1 rRNA gene is annotated in these 216 nt (G+C 54.6%); it reads right to left on the bottom strand.

Annotation, left to right across the window (positions count from 1 at the left end):
- Nucleotides 1-4 precede the first annotated feature (4 nt).
- Nucleotides 5-120, bottom strand: a 5S ribosomal RNA gene (rrf, locus tag A7589_RS20755).
- Nucleotides 121-216: the final 96 nt, after the last annotated feature.

Genomic DNA, 216 nt, shown 5'->3' with positions numbered 1-216 from the left:
TGATGCCTGGCAGTTCCCTACTCTCGCATGGGGAGACCCCACACTACCATCGGCGCTACGGCGTTTCACTTCTGAGTTCGGCATGGGGTCAGGTGGGACCACCGCGCTACGGCCGCCAGGCAAATTCTGTTTTATCAACACGTCCTCTTCTGACCTGTCGATTTAATCTGTATCAGGCTGAAAATCTTCTCTCAATCCGCCAAAACACCTTCGGCG

The sequence above is a fragment of the Escherichia sp. MOD1-EC6475 genome, assembly GCF_003046645.1.
GTDB lineage: Bacteria > Pseudomonadota > Gammaproteobacteria > Enterobacterales > Enterobacteriaceae > Escherichia > Escherichia ruysiae.
Note: the sequence above shows the minus strand (reverse complement) of the source record. Positions and strands in the feature narration are given on the sequence as shown.